Source organism: Streptomyces venezuelae (assembly GCF_008642375.1).
In the GTDB taxonomy this organism is placed as follows: Bacteria; Actinomycetota; Actinomycetes; order Streptomycetales; family Streptomycetaceae; genus Streptomyces; species Streptomyces venezuelae_G.
In genome coordinates, this window is record NZ_CP029194.1 from 7,218,417 (window position 1) to 7,239,656 (window position 21,240).

The window sequence follows — 21,240 nt, forward strand, 5'->3', positions numbered from 1 at the left end:
CCCCCGCCATGTACGAGCTGTCCCGGGTCCGCCTGTACTCCATCGGCCCCGCCGGTGCGCGTTACGCCGACACCGTCCTGGACCTGCGCGGGGTCGGCGCGCCCGTGCCCCACCCCGCCCCCACCCAGGCGGAGTTCTTCGAGGAGGAGCCGGTCGGCCCGCCGCGCCGCCCCGCGCCCGCGGGCGTGCTCTTCCTGGAGAACGGCGGCGGCAAGTCCGTCCTCCTCAAGCTGATCTTCTCGGTCATGCTCCCGGGCCACCGCAACACCCTCGGCGGCGCCAGCTCGGGCGTGCTCCGCAAGTTCCTCCTCGCCGACGACTGCGGACACGTCGCCCTGGAGTGGCAGCACACCCTCACGGGCGAACTCGTCGTCGTCGGCAAGGCCAGCGAGTGGCGCGGCCGCCAGGTCTCCAACGACCCGCGGAAGTTCGCCGAGGCCTGGTACTCCTTCCGCCCCGGCCCCGGGCTCAGCCTGGACAACCTCCCCGTCGCCGAGGCGACCTCCGTCCGCCGGCCGGTCGAGGGCGCCTCCGGAGCGACCGGCCGCCGCCGCACGATGAAGGGTTTCCGCGACGCCCTCACCGAGGCCGGCAAGGCCTACCCGCACCTGGAAGTGGTCTGGGAGGAGATCCACGACCGCTGGAACGAACACCTCGGCGAACTCGGACTCGACCCCGAACTCTTCCGCTACCAGCGCGAGATGAACGCCGACGAGGGCGAGGCCGCGGGCCTCTTCGCGGTCAAGAAGGACTCCGACTTCACCGACCTCCTGCTCCGCGCCGTCACCGACACCCGGGACACCGACGGCCTCGCCGACCTCGTCGGCGGCTTCGGCAACAAGCTCGGCCGCCGCGCCGAGCTGACCGCCGAGCGCGAGTTCACGGCCGGCTCCGTCGACCTCCTCGGCCGCATCGTCGAGGCCGCCGCGACCCGGGCCCACGCCCGGGACGTCCACACGGCGGCCGAGCGGCGCACCCGCACGCTCGCCCGCCGGCTCTCCGGCCGCGCCGGCGAGGAGCGCGGCCGGGCGGCCGAGCTCGCCCAGCAGGTCACCTCGGCCGCCCACGCCGTCGCCGAGGCCGAGACCGCCCGCGGCCACAGCGCCCTCATCTCCGCCGAACTCGCCTACCGGCACGCCTCCCTGGCCCTCACCGCCGCCGAGAAGGGCGCCGCCTCCCAGCGCCGCGAGCTCACCGACGCCCGCACCGTGCACGCCGCCTGGCAGGCGGCCGAGGTCGTCCTCCGGCACCGCGCAGCCGGCGACCGCTCCGCGCGCGTGGCCGCCGCCATCCGCGAGGCCGAGCGGGACGCAGCCCCCGCCCTCGCGGCCCGCGCGAAGGCCGCCGCCGATCTCGTCCGCGCCCTCGCCGCCGCAGCGGAGGAGGGCGAGCGGCACGCGACCGAGGAGGAGGAGCGCTCCACGGCCCTCCAGGACGCGAGCGAGACCGCGCACCGTGACGCCACGGCCGCCGCCACGGAAGCCCAGCGGGCCCGCAGCGAGGCCGGCCACCTGCGCCAGCGGCTCGCCGAGGTCGAGCAGGAGACCGCGGAGGCCGTACGGGCCGGCTGGCTCGACGACTCCGCGCCCGACGCCGACCCCGCCAGGGCCGCCCTGGCCGCGAGCGACGCGGAGAAGACCGCGGTCGCCGTCTGGGACACGGCCCGCGAGGCGGCCCGAACGGCCGCCGACCGCGCCCGCGAGGCCGCCGCCACCGAGGCCCGCGCCGAACTCGCCGCCGCCCGCGCCGCGGACGCCGCCGAGGCCGCGGGGAACGCCTACGACGCGGAGCGCCGCGCCGCCGAGTCCCTCGCCTCGGAGGAGCGGCTCGCCGAGCTGCTGAGCCTCCCGGCGGGCGGCTCGCCGCTTCCGGGCCAGCGCGCGTCCGCCGCCAGCGCCCCCGCCGGGGACACCGACGACCAGGACGCCACCGCCGCGGATGGCTCCGGCGCCACCCCCCAGGGGCCGCTGACCGTCACCGAGTTCGACCGGTACGCCGACGAGCTGCGCGGCATGCTCGACCAGGCCGTCACCTCGGCGGAGCGGCAGCTCTTCGAACTGCGCACCGCCGCGGCCGACGACTCCCGCATCCTCGGCGCCCTCGGCGACGGTGGGCTGCTGCCCCCCGGCCCCGACGTCCTCGCCACCGTCGAGTACCTCGGCGAGCAGGGCATCCCCGCCCTCCCCGGCTGGCGCTACCTCGCCCAGGCCGTGGACCCCGCCGACCACGCCCGCGTCCTCGCCTCCCGCCCCGAGCTCGTCGACGGCGTCGTGATCACCGACCCCGTCTCGTACGGGCGCGCCCGCGAGGTCCTCGGCACGGCGGCCCTGCTGCCCCGCTCCACCGTCGCCGTCGGCACCGCCGCCGCCCTGCTCGCCCCCGTACCGGCGCAGGACACGGGCGAGGACAGCGGCGTCTTCCTCGTGCCGCCGAACCCCGCCATGCACGACGAGCAGGCCGCCGACGAGGAGCGGCACGCCCTGCGCGCCCGCGCGACCGCCCGCGACGAGGAGATCCGTACCCTCGCCGCCCGGCTCGCCGGGGACCGCGCCCTCGCCTCCCGGATCGGAGCCTGGCGCGCCGACTGCCCGCCCGGCATGCTCGCCGAGCTCGCGGCCGTCGCGTCGACCGCCCGCGAGACGGCCGAGGCCGCCGCCGCGACCCTCGCCGAGGCCCGTACGGCACGCGGCGAGGCCGACGAGACCGCCGCCGAGGCGGCGCAGCTCCGCGACGAGCGCCAGGAGACCGCCCAGCGCGCCCGCCGGGCCGCCGACGCCCTCGCGGGCCTGGCGTTCCGGCTGCGCGAGCGCCCCGCCTGGCAGGCCAAGCTCCGCGAACTCGCCGACGACGCAGCCGAGTCCGAGGCCCGCGCACAGACCTGCCTGGAGCGCGCCCGCGCCGCCGACGAGGACCGCCGCGCGACCCAGCGCGCCGCCGACGACGCCCACCGCACGGCCCGGGCCCTGCGCGCCGAGCGCGCCGAGATCGCCGGCGCCCCCGACACCCTCCCCGAGGAGGACCCGGCCGCGCCCCGGACCGCGCTCCCCACCCTCCGCGAGGCCTACCGGGCCGCGTCCCAGCTGTACGAGAAGGTCGGCGTCGGCGCCGACCTGCGCGCCGAGCAGGCCCGCGCCGAGAGCGACGAGTCCGCCGCCCTCGCCGAGCTCGACCGCCTCACCAACAAGGTCCGCACCCGCGCCGAACAGCTCCTGGAGTCCACCGACGGCGCCGACGGCCCGTCCCGGCAGGCGGCCGCCGCCCGCGCCGAGTCCCTCGTCCAGATGCTGGAGTCGCGTGCCACGGAGGCGAGCGAGAAGCTCGGCCGGCTCCGCGGCGAGTCCGAGCGCCTGGCCCCCGAGGACGGCGAGGCGCACACCGAGCTGCCCGAGGACCGGGTGCCCGCCGACGCCGAGCAGGCCCAGGCCCTGCTGCGTACCGCGACCGGCGAACTCGCCTCCCGTACGGACGCGCTGGAGTCGGCGCGGGCCGCGCACGCCGGGCTGCTCCGGGACCACCGGGCCGCCGAGGACGCGGCGGGCGGCTTCGACGAGACGTCGGCCCTCCTGCGTGACCTGCTCCGCGACCACGCCGACGAGGAGCACGACGAGTCGGAGACGTACACCGGCACCCTGGAGGAGGCCCGCACGACGGCGGCCGAGGCGCGCCGCGCGCTGCGCGGCTGCACGGCCGAGCTGTCCGCCGCCGACGCCGCCGTGCGCGAGGCGAGCGACATCCTCGTCCGGCACGCCAACTCCACGCGCTACGAGCAGGTCCGCACCCCGGCGCGCCAGCAGATCCGTGAACTGCCCGCGTCCGCGCTGCCCGAGCACGCCGCCAAGTGGGCCGAGGCCTTCGCGCCCCGGCTCCGGGTCCTCACGGACGAACTGGCGCAGCTGGAGCGCAACCGCGACTCGATCGTGGACCGGCTCCGCGGCCTCGTGGAGTCCTCGCTCACGACCCTCCGCTCCGCGCAGCGGCTCTCCCGGCTCCCCGAGGGGCTCGGAGAGTGGTCGGGCCAGGAGTTCCTGCGGATCCGTTTCGAGGAGCCCGATCAGGCGACCCTCGCGGAGCGGCTCGGCGAGGTCGTCGACGAGGCGACCCGCGCCGCGGTCAAGAAGAACTCCGACCTGCGCGGCGACGGCATGTCCCTGCTGCTGAGGGGCGTGCAGGCGGCCCTCGAACCCAAGGGCGTCTCCGTCGAGATCCTCAAGCCCGACGCGGTGCTGCGCGCCGAGCGGGTGCCCGTCGGGCAGATGGGCGACGTCTTCTCCGGCGGCCAGCTGCTCACCGCGGCCATTGCTCTCTACTGCACGATGGCGGCGCTCCGCTCCAACGACCGGGGCCGGGACAAGCACCGCCACGCGGGCACGCTCTTCCTGGACAACCCGATCGGCCGCGCCAACGCCACGTACCTGCTGGAGCTCCAGCGGGCCGTGTCGGACGCGCTCGGCGTCCAGCTGCTGTACACGACGGGCCTGTTCGACACGACGGCGCTGGCCGAGTTCCCGCTGGTGATCCGTCTGCGCAACGACGCCGACCTGCGGGCCGGGCTCAAGTACATCAGCGTGGAGGAGCACCTGCGTCCCGGTCTGCCGCAGGCGGCCGGGGAGGGCGAGTCGATCCACGGCGAGATCACGGCGACGCGGATGTTCCGCCGGCACGCGTCCGACGACCCGACCGCACCGCAGGCCACCGCCTGACCCACGACGACGGAGCGGCCCGGCCCCCGCAAGGGGACCGGGCCGCTCCGTCGTACGACCAGGGCTCAGGCCGCCTCGGACAACCGGGCGGCCTTCGTCCGGCCGTCCGTCCGGCCATCAGTCCGGCCGTCCGTCCGATCATCAGCCAGGCCGTCCTGGAGGCCGTCCGCCCGTTCCTCCGCCCGCTCCTCGGCGCGACGCTCGCGCCGCAGCTGACGTGCCGTACTGCTCGGCTCCGACACGACCCCGTTGCGCTGACGCCACACCTGACGGGTGATCCAGACGTCGAGGACACTCCAGGTGGCCACGACCGTCGACGCCACCGAGCTGATCGTCATCGGGAAGGCCAGCCAGGAGCCCGCGACCGAGCAGTAGAAGGCCACCACCCCCTGGATGAGCGTCACCGACGTGATCATCACGGCGCGCACGGCGGCGTTGCGCACCGGATCGGGCATCCGCTGCCGGCCCTTCTCGTCGTCCACCCACAACTGCCGCGCCGACCGCGACTCGTGTTCCATCGTCCTGTCACTCCCCACCACTGAACGCCTCCGGGGTGGCTGCCCGTTGTGAGCGCCTTTACGCGGACAGGACCCTCCCCGTACTTAATGACGCACGAGAGCGGGAAAAGGTTTCGCCTGAATCTGACCGGAACGCACAGTTCCAGCCATCTCCGCAGGCCGGAGAAATGGCACACCATCAGGTGTCCTGTGCCACAGTGGCCGATCCCAACTCCCCGAATACTGGGACATCTCATGATCAACACTCACTCGACAGGCTGAAAATCGTCCGGACATGCCTTCGAGATGGCCGTGATGCAGTAGTAGGCTCACGCCGCCATTTGTTTGAATCCGAAGGTTGACGCCGCGTGTTGACGCGCGCCGTCACGAACGTGCAGGACCTCCGTGGCGCGCGGGGGCCGAGCTGGGGGAGGCCATGCGCTTTCGCGGGAAGTCCATCCGCCGGAAGATCGTGGCGTTGCTCCTCGTACCGCTCGTCTCCCTGACCGGTCTCTGGGCCTTCGCGACGGTCCTGACGGGCCGTGAGGCCGACCAGCTCCTCGACGTCGGCTACATCGTCGAGAAGGTCGGCTACCCGCTGGAGGACACCGCCCGCGTCATCCAGCTCGAACGCCGCCAGTCGCTCGTCTACCTCGCCGACCCCCGGGGCTCCACGGCACTCGCCTCCCTGCGCGAGACCCGGCGGGCCACCGACCGGCAGATATCCCGGATCCGAGCGAACGCCGCCGACCCGGGCGTACGCGAGGAGATGCGGCCCGTCACCACCCAGCGGCTCAACTCCCTCCTCGACGCGCTCGACGACCTCGAGTCGCTGCGCCGCTCCGTCGAGAAGCGGAGCATCGGCCGCATCCAGGCGCTCGAGTTCTACAACCGGCTCGTCGACCCCTGCTACAGCTTCCTCATCACCCTCCACGCCCTCGAGAACGTGGAGATGGACAAGCAGGGCCGAGCCCTCGTCGGCATCACCCGCGCCCGCGAGGTCCTCTCCCGAGAGGACGCGCTCGTCCTCTCCATGCTCGTCGCGGACCGGGTCACCGCTCCGGAGCTCCGCGCGATGTCCGACCTCGTCGCCAACCGCGAGCAGTTCTACGAGGTCAACCTCGAACTCCTGCCGACCTCCGAGCGCGAGCGCTTCGAGAAGTACTGGGCCAGCCCCGAGACCGCCGCGCTGCGGGCCGCCGAGAAGGCGATCATCGACGAGGGCCCCACCGACGAGCCGCGCGCCGTCACCGCCGCCTACTGGCAGGAGGAGGCGAGCCCCGTCCTGGACGACCTCGCCCGCGAGAACACCGCGGCGGGCGACCGCTACCAGGACCGCGTCCAGCCCGCCGCCTACAGCGTGCTCCTCAAGGTCGGCGTCGCCGGTGTCCTCGGCTTCCTCGCCCTGCTCGCCTCGGTCGTCATCTCCGTCCGTATCGGCCGCTCCCTCGTCCACGACCTGCGCCGGCTGCAGAAGGAGGCCCAGGAGGTCTCCGGCGTGCGGCTGCCCAGCGTCATGCGCCGGCTCGCCGCCGGCGAACACGTCGACGTCGGCACCGAGGTGCCCCACCTCCGGTACGGCGAGGACGAGGTCGGCCAGGTGGGCCAGGCCCTCAACACCCTCCAGCGCGCCGCCGTCGAGGCCGCCGTCAAGCAGTCGGAGCTGCGCCGCGGGGTCTCCGAGGTGTTCGTCAACCTCGCCCGCCGCAATCAGGTCCTGCTCCACCGCCAGCTCACCCTCCTCGACACCATGGAGCGGCGCACGGAGGACACCGACGAGCTCGCGGACCTCTTCCGCCTCGACCACCTCACCACCCGCATGCGGCGGCACGCCGAAGGCCTCGTGATCCTGTCCGGCGCGGCCCCCTCCCGCCAGTGGCGCAAGCCCGTCCAGCTCATGGACGTCGTCCGCGCCGCCGTCGCCGAGGTCGAGGACTACGAGCGGATCGAGGTGCGCAGGCTGCCCCGCCTCGGCGTGGGCGGCCCCGCCGTCGCCGACCTCACCCACCTCATCGCGGAACTCCTCGAGAACGCCACGGTGTTCTCGCCCCCGCACACCGCCGTGCAGGTGCTCGGCGAGCGCGTCGCCAACGGATTCACGCTGGAGATCCACGACCGAGGCCTCGGCATGAACGCCGACGCGCTCCTCGACGCCAACCTCCGGCTCGCCGAGACCCCCGAGTTCGAGCTCTCGGACACCGACCGCCTCGGCCTCTTCGTGGTCAGCCGGCTCGCCCAGCGGCAGAACGTCCGCGTCTCGCTCCAGCCCTCCCCGTACGGAGGGACCACCGCGGTCGTCTTCATCCCGGCCGCGCTGCTCACCGACGCTCCCGAGACCCAGGGCGCCGGATTCCGGCTGGACCGCAAGTCCATGGACCGCGATGCCGTGGACGCCAGGACCCCGGACGGCAAGACCCTGGAGCGCGCCGGTCACGCCGACGGCGCCGACCGCCGCGACGCGGACGCCGCGGGCCCCACGCCGCTGCCGACCCGCCGTCCCGTGCTCGCCCGGGTCCCCGACGTGACCGAGGTCCCCGGAGTCCTCGACGGGCCCGTCGAGCTGGAGGCGCCGCTCGACGCCGACGAGTTCGACGTGCTGTTCGACCGGTCCGCCGACATCCTCGACACCGAGAGCGAGCGCGGCGGCCTCTTCCGGCCCCGCGACCGCCGCCGCTCCGGCCTCGCGCCGGCCGGTGAGCAGCACCAGCAGGCCCCCGACCAGACGTCCGGCCGGAGCGAGGACGACGCGCACGCCGACGGAGCCGTACGCGGCCCGGTCCCGCTGCCCCGCCGCTCCACCCCCACGCTCGTCGTGGACCGCGGCCGCCGCGTCGACGAGCCCGGCCGCTCGCACCCCGCGGTCCCCGAGGCGGTCCCGGTCCCGGTCCAGGGACCCACCCTCGTTCCCGTACCGCCGGAGGGTCCCGTACCGCCGGAGGGTCCCGTGGCGCCGAAGGGGCGCGTGGCTTCGGAAGGGCGCGTGGCTTCGGAAGGGCGCGTGGCCTCGGAGGGGCCTGTGGCTTCGGCGGACCCCGAGCCGTTCGGCGGGCTGCCCCGCCGCGTCCGCCAGGCCAGCCTCGCGCCCCAGCTGCGCGAGACCGAGGGGCCGGCCGACCGTGGCACCGGAGCGGGCGCCGACGACCGTGGGACCGTCGGCGCCGCGGGGCCCGAATCCTTCGAGCGCGACGCCGAGGAGGTACGCGCCCGCATGGCCGCGATGCAGCGCGGCTGGCAGCGCGGCCGACGGCACACAGCGGACCCGGACGACACGTCAGCACCAGGAACGACACCCGAGGGGGACGGTCGATGACCGCACCGAACGCCGCAGCACCCAGCACCAACTCCGCATTCGGCCACGGAAACGGCGAGCTGAACTGGCTCCTCGACGAACTCGTCCAGCGGGTCGGGTCCATCCGCAAGGCCCTGGTGCTCTCCAGCGACGGGCTGCCCACCGGCGCCTCGCAGCAACTGACCCGCGAGGACGGCGAGCACCTGGCCGCCGTGGCGTCCGGCTTCCACAGCCTCGCCAAGGGCGTCGGGCGCCACTTCGAGGCGGGTAGGGTCCGGCAGACGGTCGTCGAGCTGGAGGACGCCTTCCTGTTCGTCACGGCCGCCGGTGACGGCAGCTGCCTGGCCGTACTCGCCGACGCCGACTCCGACGTCGGCCAGGTCGCCTACGAGATGACGCTGATGGTGAAGAGGGTCGGGGCCCACCTCACGACCGCCCCGCGGACCGGCCTGCCCTCCGGAGGGTGAGTGGGACGGCATGAGTGACGCAGCCGAGCCGAACCAGGCGACCGAGGAGCGGGCCCCCGGTCTCCACCACTGGTTCGACGCCGACGCCGGGCCGGTGGTCCGTCCGTACGCGATGACCCGTGGCCGGACCAGCGCCGCCACCCGCCACCGGCTCGACCTGATCGCGTTGGTGGTGCCCGAGCCCGCCGCCGACGACCCCGGCCGTGACCAGACGCTCTCCCCGGAACACGTGGAGATCGTCGAACGCTGCTCCGAGCAGCCCCAGTCGATCGCCGAGCTCGCCGCAGGACTCGACCTCCCCGTCGGGGTGGTCCGGGTCCTCGTCGGCGATCTCGTCGAGGACGAACTCGTCCATGTGACCCGCCCCGTTCCGCCGGCCGAACTGCCGGACGTGAGCATCCTTCGCGAGGTGATCAATGGCCTTCGGGCGCTCTAGCCGCAAGAAGCCGCTCGTCGAGCCGGTGACCCTGAAGATCCTCGTCGCGGGCGGGTTCGGGGTCGGCAAGACGACGCTGGTGGGCGCGGTCAGCGAGATCAGGCCCCTGCGCACCGAGGAGATCCTCAGTGAGGCGGGGCGGCCCGTCGACGACCTTCACGGCGTCGAGAACAAGACCACCACCACGGTCGCCATGGACTTCGGCCGGATCACCCTTCGCGAGGACCTCGTCCTGTACCTGTTCGGGACGCCCGGCCAGGACCGCTTCTGGTTCCTGTGGGACGAGCTCGCCCAGGGTGCGCTCGGCGCGATCGTCCTCGCGGACACCCGGCGCCTGGAGGACAGCTTCGCGGCCATCGACTACTTCGAGCGGCGCGGCATCCCCTTCACGGTCGCCGTCAACTGCTTCGAGGGCGCCCGGAGGTTCCCCGCCGAGAGCGTGCGCGGGGCGCTGGACCTGGACCCCGAGGTCGAGCTCCTGATGTGCGACGCCCGGGACCGGGAGTCGGTGAAGAACGTCCTCGTGGCGGTCGTCCAGCACGCCCTCGTCCTCGCGGACAGGACCCACGCGCCGGCCGCCACCTGAAGCAGCGGGAGGGGCCTCTGAGGGCCCCTCCCGCTGAGCCCCTTCCTCAGAGAGGGGGCTTCAGCGCACCGCCACCACCGCCGACCCGTGCCCGAACAGCCCCTGGTTCGCGGTGATGCCGACGCGGGCCCCGGGCACCTGCCGGTCGCCCGCCGTGCCCCGCAACTGCCAGGTCAGCTCGCAGACCTGGGCGATCGCCTGCGCGGGCACGGCCTCCCCGAAGGAGGCGAGGCCGCCGCTGGTGTTGACCGGCAGCCGTCCGCCCAGCGCGGTGACACCCTCGCGCAGCAGCTTGGCGCCCTCGCCCGTCCCGCACAGCCCGATGTCCTCGTACCACTCCAGCTCCAGTGCGGTGGACAGGTCGTACACCTCCGCGAGGGACAGGTCCTCGGGCCCGATCCCCGCCTCCTCGTACGCGGCCCGCGCGATCGAGGAGCGGAAACCGTGCGGCGCGGGGGAGACGACGGCCGCCGAGTCGGTGGCGATGTCGGGCAGGTCGAGCACCGCCTTGGGGTACGTGGGGGAGACCGTGGACACGGCGCGCACCCGCACCGGGTCGGGCCGCCCGTGCCGACGCGCGAACTCCATGCTGGACAGGACGAGCGCGGCGCCCCCGTCCGAGGTGGCGCAGATGTCGAGGAGCCGCAGCGGATCGGCGACGACGGCGGAGGCCGCGACCTCCTCGGCGGTCACGCGCGTGCGGTAGCGGGCGAGCGGGTTGAGCGCGCCGGCCGCCGCGTTCTTCACCTTCACCTGGGCGAAGTCCTCGGTCGTGTCGCCGTACAGGGCCATCCTGCGGCGGGCGTAGAGCGCGAAGTACGCGGGGTTCGTCGCCCCGAGCACACGGAACCGCAGCCAGTCGGGATCGTCCGGCCGCTCGCCGCCCGACGGGGCGAGGAACCCCTTGGGCGTCGCGTCCGCACCGACCACAAGGACCACGTCCGCGAGCCCGGCCAGGATCTGGGCGCGGGCGGTCCCGATGGCCTGTGCGCCCGAGGCACAGGCCGCGTAGACGCTGGTGACCCGCGCGCCCTGCCAGCCGAGGGCCTGGGCGAAGGTCGCCCCCGCCACGTAACCGGGGTAGCCGCACCGCATGGTGTCCGCGCCGACGATCGAGCCGACGTCCGTCCAGTCCAGACCGGCGTCGGCGAGCGCGGTGCGGGCGGCGGCCGTCCCGTAACCGACGAAGCTCCTGCCCCACTTGCCCCAGGGGTGCATTCCCGCCCCGAGGACGGCGATGTCGTTCACGACCGCTCCTCCCGCTCGTCCCGGGCGACGGGCCGCCAGTTCCAGGTGGTCCAGGTGTGCACGTCGTCCTCGTTCAGGACGCCGGGCACCACCTCGACCTCCGTGCCCACCGCGAGATCGGCCGGCCGCACCCCGGGGGCCGCCTGTCCGAGGACCACCATCGCCTCGGCCGCCAGTTCCACGGCCACGAGCGTGTACGGCTCCCAGGGCGCGCCCGGATCGGAGACGTACGGGGCGGGCGGCCGGTACCGGCCGTCGGTGTACGACCAGACCCGGCCGCGCGGCGAGAGCGGCACCTCGGCGAGCTCACCGTCGCCGGAGCACCCCGGATTGCGGCACCGGTCGTCCTCGCGCGGGAAGAAGACCGAGGCGCAGGCCGTGCAGCGGGTCCCGAGCAGCCGGAATTCCTCCTCCGGCACCGTGTCGTCGGTGAACCACCGGGCCACCACCGGTCTGCGCGTCCGTGCCATCGAGGCCTCCCGTGCCACCCGTACCATCGATCACCACTGACCTGACGGAGCGTCAGAAGTGTGGCACGGGGGATCCGGACGGGGAAGAGTCAGTGCCCGGCCACCGACCTCCGCGCCACCGGGAAGTCGAAGAACGTCGCCGGGAACGGCTCCGGCTTGAAGGTGAAGTGCCACCACTCCTCGGGCAGGTTCACGAAGCCCTGCTCCGCGAGCACACCCTTGAGGAGCTGCCGGTTCGCCCGCTGCGCACCCTGGATCCGCGGGTCGTCGGTGTGCGAGAGGGTGTCGAAGCAGTCGTACCCGGTCCCCATGTCCACGGAGTTGTCCGGGAACCGCTCCGCCCGCGGTGCGTAGCACTCGGTCAGCGGCTCGCCCGGCACGTACGCGCGCGTGGGCACCGCCGGCAGCCGCACGATCGTCAGGTCCACCGTCGAGCCCCGGCTGTGCCCGGACTTCTCCGCGATGTAACCGTCCGCGAACAGCCTCGACTTGTCGACGAGCGGATAGAACTCCCCCTTCATGCGCTCGTCCTCCAGGTCCTTCGCCCAGCGCACGAAGTGGTCGACGGCCCGCTGCGGCCGGTAGCAGTCGTAGACCTTCAGGGTGTGGCCCCGGGCGAGCAGCCGCACCTGCGCGCGGTGCAGCGCCTCGGCGGCCGGCCGCGTCAGGATGCAGAGCGGCTGCCGGTAGCCGTCGATCGGCTCGCCCACGAAGTTGTGCGCCGTCGTGTAGCGCATCTCCTGGACGATCGTCCGGTCCACCGAGCTCAGCGCCACGAACTCCCGTGGGGCCTTGGGTTCCGGCGCGGCGGAGGCCGGGGGAGCGGGGGCGGCGACGGCGCCCGTCACGGCGAGCAGCCCGGCCGCGGCGGCGACGGCGAGGGTACGGAATGCGGAAGCGAGTCCTGTCATGCGCACCGTCTATCAGTTCCGGCAGCGCCGGGAAAGGGTGATCGCATACCGTCGGGCCGTGATGGACTCCCACTGCTCCGCCTGCGGCGCCGCGCACACGCCCGACGCCGGCTGGCCCCGCACCTGCCCCGCCTGCGGCCACACCGCCTACCGCAACCCCCTGCCCGTCGCCGTCGCCCTCCTCCCCGTCACGGACGGGGACCGGGGGACGGGACTCGTCGTCATCACCCGCACCATCGAGCCCCAGAAGGGCGGCATCGCCCTGCCCGGCGGCTTCATCGACCACGCCGAGGACTGGCGCGCCGCCGTCGCCCGAGAACTGCGCGAGGAGACCGGCATCCAGGCCTCCGCCGAGGACGTCGGCCTCGCCGACGCGATGAGCTCCCCGGGCGGCCACCTCCTCCTCTTCGGCCTCCTCCCTCCCCGCCCCGCCGCCTCGCTCCCGCCCTCGGCCCCCACGGACGAGACCAGCGGCCACCACGTGATCTTCGCCCCGCAGGAGCTGGCCTTCCCGCTCCACGCGGAAGCGGCACGGAAGTGGTTCGCGGGGGCGTACGGCTGAGCAGGAGCCGTACGACTGAGCAAGGGGCGTACGTCTGGGTAGGGGGCGTACGCCGGGGCGCGGGCGTGTGCGCTCACGCCTCCAACTCTCCTTGCCCGTCGGCCTGTTGTGGCATGCTGTCCGCTCGCCGTCGCCTCAGGTGACGATGTGGAGGGGAGCGTCCATGAACGTCGGCTGGCCCGAGGCCGTCATCGCCATCGTCGGAGTCGCCGCACTCGTCGCGATGGTCTTCGCGCTCCGGCACAGGCTGCGCAAGGTGACGGTGAGGATGCCCGGCGCCAGCGCGGGCTTCGAGGGCAGTGAGGAACCGCGCGGCCTCAGCGAGCAGGAGTTCCAGGCCCACGACTCCGTGTTCAAGAACTCCGAGCTCACGATGCCGAAGGGCGCGCGGACCGCGTTCTTCCGCTCGAAGGCGAAGCGCTCGAAGCTGACGATCACCACGGGCGACGGGACCGGCAGCGCTCCCGCCGGCGAGCCCACCGGCACCGACCGCACCTGACACGCATCGGGACATCGGAAGCGGGGGGCGACGGGGTGCCGAGTCGAGAACACGTCCATGTCGACCGGACGGAGCAGCTGGCACGCTCCGCGGCCGTCGTCGACGGGAGGAACGAACAGCAGGCGCTCTTCTTCGAAGGGCCGGAAGGCATCGGGAAGACCTCGCTGCTCCGGGAGATCTACCGGCGGCACATCGCCTCCGGCGTCTACTACGTCGACCTGGAGCGCGTGGTCGAGAAGGACGACGTCCTGAGGGACCTGGCGCGCCAGGCCCGCCGTCAGGACGTCCCCGTCCCCGGCTACCAGGCGGTGCGTTCCCAGATCGCCCAGTCGACGGCGACGACGGTGAACGTGCACGACATGAGGGCGCGCAACGCCAGCATCCAGATGGTCGTCAACACCTCGAGGGACCACAAGATCCAGCTGGACGCGATGAGCGACGCCCTCCTGGACACCCTCGCGGGGGACCCCCGCAACCCCGTCATCTGCCTGGACGGCTTCGAACACTGCGAGGCGCCCATGCGCGACTGGCTCGGCACGGACCTGCTGCCCGAACTGCTCAGCCGCCGCCGTACGAGCGTCTTCGTGGCCGGACGGCACGTCCCACGCCTCGCGTACCCCCATGTCACCGCGGTCCACACCATGGTGTTGCCCCCCTTCGGTGTCGACGCCGTCGAGGAGTGGATCACCACGCTCGGCTTCGACAGCCTCAAGGGACAGGCGACGAGCATCCACCGGAGCCACCAAGGCGTTCCCGGCCTGATACGCGAGTTCCTCGGCCTCCACAGCGAACCGCTCGGGACCGGGTGAGGCAGCCATGAACGACGAGTTGACCCAGCGCGCGTTCGAACGCTTCGACCGCCTGCCCACCGACGAGCGGCGGCTGATCGAAGCCCTCTCCGTCCACGACCTCTTCGACCCCCCGCTCGTCGTCTACACGGCGAGGGCGCTCGCGCTGGGCATCGGCACGCGCGAGATCGCCGCGAACCCCTTCGTCCAGAGGGACTCCGTGGCCCATCCCTGGGCCGCCGACGGCGACGACGAAGGACCCGAACGGGCGGCGTACGTCCTCCGGTCCTTCTTCCGTACGGCGTTGACCACCCGCCTCCGTGAGACGGCCCCCGACCGGCACGCACGAGCCCATCGCCTCGCCGCCGCCTACTACCACCAGCCCCTGGAGCCGCTGCGTACCGACCGGCTCGACCGGTACGTCAAAGAAGTACGCCACCTCGCGGCGGTCCGGCCCGGCGCCTCCGTCACCCGGCTCGCCTCCTTCGCGCACAGCGCCCTCCTCGCCGGCCGCGCCGAGGCCGCAGGCCGGGCCGCGACCGCGGCGGTGAACTCCCTCGCCGTGCCCACCCCCGACGCCGTCCCGCTGGCGCGGATCGTCCGGTCCGTCGCCGAGATCCTCGGCGCCCCTGACCGGGCGGAGCACGCCACGGTCATGGAACTGGAACAGCACCTCGCGGAGCACCCGCCGTCGCAGGACCCCGCGGTCTCACGGATCGTCATGCTCGCCGCCGACCTGGTCGCCTACTACACGGAGAGGCGGGCCCCGGCGCTGTCCCTGACCGCCTCCGTCATGCCCGCGGCGATCACCACCGTGGACCCGCGGGGGCTGCCCGCCGCCCCGGGCTGGGACGAACTGCGCATGTTCCAGGAGCTCGACGAGATCTCCGCCACGATCACCACCCGCACCCACCGGCTGGAGTTCCCCGACCGGAGCGTCGCGCGCCACCACGTCAGGACGAAGCTCAGCGCACTCGTCGGCGCGGAGGTCCAGTCGGCTCCCCGGACACCGGTGATCGTGGACCTCGTCCCCTGGGACGAGGACAGGTTCCTGGACGACCTCCACCTCAAGGACCGCAACGGCCGCCCGCTCAACATGCTCACCTCGACCGACGTGAAGCTGCAGATCGCCCGGGGCGTCCATCGGCTCCTGACCCCGGAAGGCGACGCGGACACCGCTCCGGGACGGGAGATCGCCCGGAGCCTCCAGGCCCTCGCGTGGAGCCCCGAGACGGACGAGATCACCTCCGTGCTCACGCAGGCGGCCGAGAGCGAAGACCTGGGCGACAGATACCGGTGGCGGATCCGCCGGCTGATCCGCTACATGCCGGTGGTGGCACTCATCGACGCCCACCCGGGGATGTCGTCGGAGGTGAGCTACGAGTTCGACGCCAAGTGCCGGGTGGACCGGCTCGGCTGGGGCGCCGTACTGGTCTCGACGGAGGTGGCCTTCCCCCAGGAAGTACGGCAGAACCGGCTGCACGTCGTGACGCCGGAGGGGCTCGAGGTCGCCGGGCCCCCGCGGGTGAGCGAGAACGCCGAGATCCGGCCGCTCGTCGAGGCCGACGCGGCCGACGACGTCCTGGAGTTCTCGCTCGACACCACCGAGGGCCGGGAGGCCGCCTGGGAACGCGGCGAACGCCTGACGCGGATCCATGTGCAGCTGCCGTACGTCCTGCCCCGGGAGAACTTCGTCCACGCCTTCGTCGCGACGGCCCTCGGGACGGCGGTCTCGGTGACGGCCGCGGTCCTGCAGATCCTGCTGGACCCGTTCGTCTGGGCCCAGGTCGGTTCGGCGCTGGTCGCCGCCGGCGCCCTCGTGGTCGAGGTCGTCCGCGCGGGCCACCGAGGCGGCGACGCGAAACCCCATGCCCTGCACGCCGTCGCCTACAAGCCACTGAGCATCGTGAGGGCGACGAGCATCGGCGTGGCGGTCCTCGCCATGGCGACCATGCCCTTGGGAAACGCCGTGGGAGTGGCCCTGTCCGTCTGCGGAGCGGTGGTCTGCGCCTTCCTGGCCGTGGCCGTCCTGACGAGGCTGCGCCGCCGGCATCTGCCGGCGCGCGACGGACGCCGCCGTGCGCGCGCACTCACCGGCTGAAACAGGCCCTCACACCTCTCTCATGCCTCACACACCTCGCACCTCTCACATCCCCGCATCCCTCGCACTCCTCACATCCCCCGCACCCGCACCGGCAGCCCCGCCGGCTCCACCCCGTCGTCCGTCACCCGTTCCACCACCACCCGGCCGTCCACGAGCCGCGACTGGTACCGCTCGATCTCGGCCGGCTCCCAGCCGTCCCCGGTGTCCCGGACGACGAGCCCGCCACCCGTGCGCCCCGCCGCGGGCGCCCACACCTCCAGAGCCGGCCCGTCCCCGTCGCCGCGCACCGGCAGCACCGCCCCCGCCCGGGCCAGCACCGGCACCCGCGACAGCGGCGCGTCGAGCAGCACCTGCCCCGGACCCTCGTACGCCCGTCCCGTCGCCGTGTCGTACCAGCGGCCGCGCGGCAGCCGCACCGCCCGCCGGTCCGCGCCCCGCGTCAGGACCGGCGCCACAAGCAGCGCGTCCCCCAGCAGGAACGCGTCCTCGCAGTCGCGCAGCCCCCGGTCCTCCGGCGTCCCCCACCACACCGGACGGACGTACGGCGCGCCCGTCATCCGGGCGAGCCGCGCCAGCGTCTCGAAGTACGGCCGCAGCCGCTCCCGTTCGGCCAGCGCCACGCGCGCGTGCTCCAGGACCTCGGGCCCGAACTCCCAGGGTTCGCGCCGCCCCGCGTCGATCGCCGAATGGGTCCGGAAGAACGGGAGCCACGCCCCCAGCTGGAACCAGCGCAGGTACAGCTCGGGCGACGGACTCCCGTCGAAGCCGCCCACGTCCGGCCCCGAGTACGGCACCCCGCACAGCCCGAGCCCCAGGACCAGGGAGAGCGAGGCCCGCAGCCCCGGCCACCCGGTCGACACGTCCCCCGACCAGGTGCCGCCGTACCGCTGCATGCCCGCCCAGCCGGACCGGGAGAACAGGAAGGGCCGCTCATCGGGCCGCAGCCGGCGCAGCCCCTCGTACCCGGCCCGGGCCATCGTCAGCCCGTACACGTTGTGCGCCTCCCGGTGGTCACCGCCCCGCCCGTCCAGCGCGTGCCGCGCCGACCGCGGCAGCGTCGGGTCGCCGAAGGGGGCGAAGGACACCGGCTCGTTCATGTCGTGCCACATGCCGGAGAAGCCCTGCCGGAGCCGCTCCTCGTACAGCCCGCCCCACCACTCCCGTACCGCCGGATCGGTGAAGTCCGGATACGCGCACTCGCCCGGCCACACCTCCCCGCGGACCTCCCCGCCCCGGGCGTCCCGCACGAACGCCCCGGCCGCCCGTCCGCCGTCGTACACGGCGTTCCCCGGCTCCGCCTTCACCGCCGGGTCCACGATCGACACGAGCCGCACGCCCTGCTCGCGCAGCTCCGCCGCGAGCCCCGGCAGGTCCGGGAAGCGCTCCGCGTCCACCGTGAACACCTGGTGCCCGTCGTAGTGGTCGATGTCCAGATGCACGACGGACAGCGGGAGCCCCCGCTCCCGGTACCCGGCCACCACCCGCCGCACCTCCGCCGCGCTGCCGAACCCCCAGCGGGCGTGCTGGGGTCCGAGCGCCCAGGACGGCGGCAGCGCGGGCGCGCCCGTCAGCGCGGCCCAGCCGTGCAGAACGCGCGCGGGGGTGCCCACCACCACCCAGCACCGCAGCGGCCCGCCCCCCATCCGGACCTCGCTGGTCCCCGGCCGGTCGTGCCCCGACCCCGCACCCTCCTCGCCCTCGGCGAGCGTGACCCGCCCGTCCCAGGAGTTGTCGTGGAACGCGAGGTGCGTCCCCGCGTCCGAGACGACGAACTGCACCGGCATCGTGAGGTACAGCGGATCGTCACCCGGGCCGAAGCCCCCCTTGGGGTCGGTGTTCCACAGCCGGTACGAGCCGTCCCGCAGCCGCGGCCCCGCCGCCCGCCCGCCGAGCCCGAAGAAGCGCGCGTCCGCCGGCACCTCACTGCGCTGCACCCACCGCGCCGCCGCACCGGCGGCCCCCACCGGCTCCCACCAGCGCGGCGGCAGGTCCCGGCGCAGCATCACCCCGCCCGGCGTCCGGATCTCCACCGCCCCGTGCCGGGAGACCGCCACCGTCACGCGCTCCGAGACGATCCGCCACCCGCCGTCCGTGTCCGGCTCCAGAGCGGCCCGCAGATCGGGCTCGGGCGCCTCACCGGCCAGCGCGTACGACGGCAGGGGCTCGGCCCCGTCCCAGCCCCAGAACACCGCGCCGCCCGCCGACACGCAGATCCGCAACGAGGAACGCGCGAACCGGACGGTCCCGCCGCCCGGCAGCGCCTCCGCCCCCGTCGCGAGCCCCGGTACCCGCGCCCGCTCCGCCCCCTTCGGCGGCAGTCCCCACGCGTCCGCACGGCGCTGCCGCCACGCCGCCCGTACCGTCCGCAAGCCCCGCGCCGAACCGAACACCTTGATCGAACGCACCAGTTCCCGACCGTCCATGATGATCACCCTGCCAGCCACCTGGGGCGATACGAGCTCCGTTCAACATCCGTTCACCCGTGGTGGGGGCACATGTTCAACTGGCCGACCATGGGCAGGCAGACCTGGTGCGAAAGACGATCACATGGCATCGTCCTGTCAGCCGCGTCACGCGCACACCCCAGCACGTGCGCGGGACACACGCCGACCCCGCGTACAGCCAGGGAGCAGCACCATGACATCAGCGCAGACCGAGCCGCTCTGGCAGCCGGACGACGAACGCATCGCCACCGCGGCCGTCACCCGCTTCCAGGCCTGGGCCGCCGAGCACCACGGCGCCCCGGCCGAGGGCGGCTACCCGGCGCTCCACCGCTGGTCGGTCGACGAGCTCGAAGCCTTCTGGCAGGCCGTCGCCGAGTGGTTCGACGTCCGCTTCTCCACGCCGTACGAGCGGGTCCTCGGCGACCGTTCGATGCCGGGCGCCGAGTGGTTCCCCGGCGCCACCCTCAACTACGCCGAGCACGCCCTGCGCGCCGCCGACGAGCGCCCCCACGACACGGCCCTGCTCCATGTGGACGAAACACATGAGCCCGTGCCGACCACCTGGGCCGAGCTCCGCCGCCAGGTCGGCTCCCTCGCCGCCGAACTGCGCGCCATCGGCGTACGCCCCGGCGACCGCGTCAGCGGCTACCTGCCGAACGTCCCGCAGTCCGTCGTCGCCCTCCTCGCCACCGCCGCCGTCGGCGGCGTGTGGACCTCCTGCGCCCCGGACTTCGGCGCCCGCAGCGTCCTCGACCGCTTCCAGCAGGTCGAGCCGGTCGTCCTCTTCACCGTCGACGGCTACCGGTACGGCGGCAAGGAGCACGACCGCCGCGAGACCGTCGCCGAACTCCGCGCCGAGCTGCCCACCCTCCGCGCCGTCGTCCACATCCCGCTCCTCGGCACTCCCGCCCCGGAAGGGACCCTCGACTGGGCCGACCTCGTCGCCGGCGACGCCGAGCCGGTCTACGAGCAGGTCCCGTTCGCGCACCCGCTGTGGGTCCTCTACTCCTCCGGCACGACCGGTCTGCCGAAGGCCATCGTCCAGTCCCAGGGCGGCATCCTCGTCGAGCACGTCAAGCAGCTGGGCCTGCACTGCGACCTCGGCCCCGAGGACGTGTTCTTCTGGTACACCTCCACCGGCTGGATGATGTGGAACTTCCTCGTCTCCGGCCTGCTCACCGGGGCGACCGTCGTCCTGTACGACGGCAGCCCCGGCTACCCCGACACCGGCGCCCAGTGGCGCGTCGCCGAACGCACCCGCGCGACGCTGTACGGCACGTCCGCCGCGTACGTGATGGCCTGCGCGAAGGCGGACGTGCACCCCGGCCGGGACTTCGACCTCTCGGCCGTGAAGTGCGTGGCCACCACCGGCTCCCCGCTGCCGCCCGACGGCTTCCGCTGGCTCCACGACGAGGTCCGCGAGGACCTGTGGATCGCCTCCGTCAGCGGCGGCACGGACGTGTGCTCCTGCTTCGCCGGCGCGGTCCCCACGCTCCCCGTCCACATCGGCGAGCTCCAGGCGGCCGGCCTCGGCACCGACCTCCAGTCCTGGGACCCCTCCGGCAAGCCGGTGATCGGCGAGGTCGGCGAGCTCGTCGTCACCAACCCCATGCCGTCCATGCCGATCCACTTCTGGAACGACCCCGACGGCAGCCGCTACCGCGACAGCTACTTCGAGATGTTCCCGGGTGTCTGGCGCCACGGCGACTGGATCACGATCACCGACCACGGCTCGGTCGTCATCCACGGCCGCTCCGACTCCACCCTGAACCGTCAGGGCGTGCGGATGGGAAGCGCCGATATCTATGAGGCCGTCGAACGCCTCCCGGAGATCCGCGAATCCCTCGTCATCGGCCTGGAAGAGCCGGACGGCGGGTACTGGATGCCGCTCTTCGTGCACCTCGTGGACGGCGCCACCCTGGACGACGAGCTGATCGCCCGCATCAAGCGGACGATCCGCACGGAGCTCTCTCCGCGGCACGTCCCCGACGACATCATCGAGGTGCCGGGCGTGCCCCACACCCTCACCGGCAAGCGCATCGAGGTCCCGGTCAAGCGCCTCCTCCAGGGCACCCCCCTGGCCAAGGCCGTCAACGCCGGCTCGGTCGACAACCTCGGTCTCCTCCACTTCTACGAGACCCTGGCGGCCACCCGCAGGGCCTGACGCGGCACATGAGGAGAGGCCGGTCCCACGACAGGGAACCGGCCTCTTCTCATGTGCGCCGACACGCCGAGACGC

Annotated in this window: 15 protein-coding genes; 10 read left to right on the forward strand and 5 right to left on the reverse strand. The window is 73.7% G+C overall.

Annotated features, from left to right (window positions below):
* The first annotated feature begins 8 nt into the window (after positions 1-8).
* Entirely contained in the window at positions 9-4,700 is a 4,692-nt protein-coding gene (locus tag DEJ46_RS33035; RefSeq protein WP_150272240.1) for a hypothetical protein, read from the forward strand.
* A 65-nt stretch (positions 4,701-4,765) separates the two neighbouring features.
* Here DEJ46_RS33035 and DEJ46_RS33040 read toward each other — a convergent pair whose 3' ends face one another.
* On the reverse strand, positions 4,766-5,218 hold the full coding sequence (locus DEJ46_RS33040) for a hypothetical protein (RefSeq protein ID WP_223835268.1): 453 nt from the start codon (positions 5,216-5,218) through the stop codon (positions 4,766-4,768).
* Between the two features lie 415 nt (positions 5,219-5,633).
* Between DEJ46_RS33040 and DEJ46_RS33045 the strand changes: the two genes are divergently transcribed.
* From DEJ46_RS33045 to DEJ46_RS33060, 4 genes are read left to right on the forward strand one after another with little or no spacing between them, the layout of a single operon-like run.
* Positions 5,634-8,507: a nitrate- and nitrite sensing domain-containing protein gene (locus DEJ46_RS33045; RefSeq protein WP_150272242.1), complete on the forward strand. Its 2,874-nt coding sequence runs from the start codon at positions 5,634-5,636 to the stop codon at positions 8,505-8,507.
* A complete protein-coding gene (locus DEJ46_RS33050; RefSeq protein ID WP_055644645.1) occupies positions 8,504-8,953 on the forward strand; it encodes a roadblock/LC7 domain-containing protein in 450 nt (149 codons plus the stop codon). Before DEJ46_RS33045 ends, DEJ46_RS33050 begins: the two co-directional genes overlap by 4 nt.
* A gap of 10 nt (positions 8,954-8,963) precedes the next feature.
* Entirely contained in the window at positions 8,964-9,389 is a 426-nt protein-coding gene (locus DEJ46_RS33055; RefSeq protein ID WP_150272244.1) for a DUF742 domain-containing protein, read from the forward strand.
* Entirely contained in the window at positions 9,370-9,975 is a 606-nt protein-coding gene (locus DEJ46_RS33060; protein ID WP_150272246.1) for a GTP-binding protein, read from the forward strand. Before DEJ46_RS33055 ends, DEJ46_RS33060 begins: the two co-directional genes overlap by 20 nt.
* A 60-nt stretch (positions 9,976-10,035) precedes the next feature.
* Here the strand turns inward: DEJ46_RS33060 and DEJ46_RS33065 are convergent, their stop codons facing one another.
* From DEJ46_RS33065 to DEJ46_RS33075, 3 genes are all read right to left on the reverse strand, one after another.
* Positions 10,036-11,193 carry a lipid-transfer protein gene (locus tag DEJ46_RS33065; RefSeq protein WP_150274977.1) on the reverse strand — a complete coding sequence of 386 codons (1,158 nt, stop codon included), beginning with the start codon at positions 11,191-11,193 and terminating at the stop codon, positions 10,036-10,038.
* Positions 11,194-11,219: 26 nt separating this feature from the next.
* Positions 11,220-11,693: a Zn-ribbon domain-containing OB-fold protein gene (locus DEJ46_RS33070; protein WP_150272248.1), complete on the reverse strand. Its 474-nt coding sequence runs from the start codon at positions 11,691-11,693 to the stop codon at positions 11,220-11,222.
* Between the two features lie 89 nt (positions 11,694-11,782).
* A complete protein-coding gene (locus tag DEJ46_RS33075) occupies positions 11,783-12,604 on the reverse strand; it encodes a M15 family metallopeptidase (protein WP_150272250.1) in 822 nt (273 codons plus the stop codon).
* Between DEJ46_RS33075 and DEJ46_RS33080 the strand changes: the two genes are divergently transcribed.
* The 4 genes from DEJ46_RS33080 to DEJ46_RS33095 all read left to right on the forward strand — a co-directional run bounded on the left by DEJ46_RS33080 (position 12,603) and on the right by DEJ46_RS33095 (position 16,554).
* On the forward strand, positions 12,603-13,166 hold the full coding sequence (locus DEJ46_RS33080; RefSeq protein ID WP_150272252.1) for an NUDIX domain-containing protein: 564 nt from the start codon (positions 12,603-12,605) through the stop codon (positions 13,164-13,166). The genes DEJ46_RS33075 and DEJ46_RS33080 overlap by 2 nt on opposite strands.
* A gap of 163 nt (positions 13,167-13,329) precedes the next feature.
* Complete coding sequence (locus DEJ46_RS33085; protein ID WP_150272254.1) at positions 13,330-13,665, forward strand: hypothetical protein; 336 nt, start codon at positions 13,330-13,332, stop codon at positions 13,663-13,665.
* 35 nt (positions 13,666-13,700) lie between these two features.
* Positions 13,701-14,474: an ATP-binding protein gene (locus DEJ46_RS33090; protein ID WP_190623015.1), complete on the forward strand. Its 774-nt coding sequence runs from the start codon at positions 13,701-13,703 to the stop codon at positions 14,472-14,474.
* A 7-nt stretch (positions 14,475-14,481) separates the two neighbouring features.
* Positions 14,482-16,554 (forward strand): hypothetical protein, encoded by a 2,073-nt coding sequence (locus tag DEJ46_RS33095; protein WP_150272258.1) that lies wholly within the window; start codon positions 14,482-14,484, stop codon positions 16,552-16,554.
* 71 nt (positions 16,555-16,625) lie between these two features.
* Here the strand turns inward: DEJ46_RS33095 and DEJ46_RS33100 are convergent, their stop codons facing one another.
* Entirely contained in the window at positions 16,626-18,980 is a 2,355-nt protein-coding gene (locus DEJ46_RS33100) for a glycoside hydrolase family 31 protein (RefSeq protein WP_150272260.1), read from the reverse strand.
* 214 nt (positions 18,981-19,194) lie between these two features.
* On the opposite strand from DEJ46_RS33100, the gene DEJ46_RS33105 reads away from it, so the two are divergent.
* Positions 19,195-21,165: an acetoacetate--CoA ligase gene (locus DEJ46_RS33105; RefSeq protein ID WP_150272262.1), complete on the forward strand. Its 1,971-nt coding sequence runs from the start codon at positions 19,195-19,197 to the stop codon at positions 21,163-21,165.
* Positions 21,166-21,240 lie beyond the last annotated feature (75 nt).